The following is a 1,862-nucleotide window of genomic DNA, read 5'->3' as shown; positions in this document are numbered from 1 at the left end:
AGGACACATATAGAGGTGATCCGAGGGATCCGCTTAGTTTGAATCTATATGCGTATTGTGCGAATAATCCTATAACTTATTATGATCCGACAGGTTTTTTACGTGTAAAAATCGATGATAGGGAAATTAGTGATGTTTTACTAGTGGGAGATACAGTTTATGGAAACATCTATGATTTAGCAATGACGTTAGATTATAATATTATTGAAAATAACGAAAGTATTGCTCTCTATTACATTGATTATACGGGGGCAAAACGCTCACGGGAATTTACAAAAAAAGGCTGGCTGAAAAATAATGAAAATATGATTGCAGGAGTTAGAGAATTAGCAGAATATCGGGGGTATGGAGACACAATAAGTTGGTGGCATGATGCAAATAAGAATCTTAATGTGTTAGTAAGACCAGAGATGAAATATGCTCCTATTCAAGTAAAAAGAGAAGGAGGAGAATTTAAAATAAATGCTAAGGTACGATTTACTGGAGATGCTAATGAGTTATTTGAAGATACAGGAAAAACCTATGCTGAACTTGCTGCAAAAGGTATAGAGGAACACTGGACAACTAGTTTTGTTGGTTCTGAATATGATTTTTACGAAGGATTTGAGGGAAATGTTGTTACTAATGTAAGCTATATGGTTCCAGGGCAATCATATTTTGTTAATTCTAATCAAAGATATTTAAATATAAATATAGATCTAATTGACCCTCCGAAAAAAAGAGTTCCTAGTACTATGTCAGGTGGTGGAAGAAGATGGTCTGTTGTAAGTCCTGGTAGTATTAATATAGTTCATTATGATAATAAATATCCAAATATGTTAAAAGGACATAAGTATGTTGCGGCACATGAATTTGGACATACTTTAGGATTAAGTGATGCATATGAACGACCAAGTAGTGAGGCAGCAGAAGTAACAGCAGAAGTACCTAGAAATGATATTATGAGAAGGCATAGAGGTACTGTTAATGCTAATACTATCGAAATGGTTTGGGAAGCATGGAGTACAAATCAATGGCAATACTTTGATGGACATAATAGATATCCTGCTTCAAGGGTTATAAAATTCTCGCAATGACTGAAGGGAGAGGTAAGATATGATAATATTAAATAAAAATTTATCAAAATTAATTTATACCATTGTTTTAGTTTTAGCACTTGGATATTTGATGTCGTGTGATACTATGGAGGAAGAAACTATTATGACCAAAGAAGAAATTATAACTGTATTTGAAACAAATTATGAAAAATTTGATACAGTACAAAAATTTATATCTGAAGGAACAGGAGAATACTATTTTTATACACATAGAGTTGCAAATACACGAGAAATATTATTTAAAAATAATGCAAAAGAGGTTGAAATAAAGAATAAAAAAATATTCCGAAGTTTATTGTTTATCATTGATGATCTGGAGTTTAGACAAATTTCGGAAGGTGAGAATGATATAATATTTGTTAAGGATTCTGGTAGTTTTTCCCAAGGGATTATGTATCTGGAAAGTCATAGTATGCCTGTTTTCGTAAGAGAAAGTAAAAAGATAACAGACAATTGGTGGTATTATAACTCAATAGTAGAATAGTAATCTAGGAATGGGTAGGAGAAGAGAGAGGATACTATTTGTCGGCTGTAGACTTCAAAAATTCAATCTGGCTAATATATGAGCCAATATTTAACAATTACTAAGAGGGTTAAATACAATTTTATACTTTTTAAAACAATAATAACTTAATCAAAAAACAAGCACTTTGGTAATTTAAACCAAGATGCTTGTTTTTTTGCATAACAAAATAAGCTGTGGACTTCAAAAATTAAATCGGGCTGAAATAATCACTAATATTTAACAATTGCTAAGAAGCTTAA

At 31.5% G+C, this 1,862-nt stretch carries 1 protein-coding gene and 1 pseudogene; both read left to right on the top strand.

What is annotated here, in order from left to right; translation table 11 throughout:
- Window positions 1-1,076, top strand: a pseudogene (locus RBH29_RS17530) (hypothetical protein); the annotation flags it as partial.
- 19 nt (window positions 1,077-1,095) lie between these two features.
- Window positions 1,096-1,581 (top strand): hypothetical protein, encoded by a 486-nt coding sequence (locus tag RBH29_RS17525; protein WP_306698302.1) that lies wholly within the window; start codon window positions 1,096-1,098, stop codon window positions 1,579-1,581.
- The last annotated feature ends 281 nt before the right edge of the window (window positions 1,582-1,862 follow it).

This window comes from Herbivorax alkaliphila (genome assembly GCF_030848475.1).
Classification (GTDB): domain Bacteria; phylum Bacillota; class Clostridia; order Acetivibrionales; family Acetivibrionaceae; genus Herbivorax.
The sequence above is the reverse complement of the archived record's forward strand: the minus strand, read 5'-3'. Positions and strand labels throughout refer to the sequence as shown.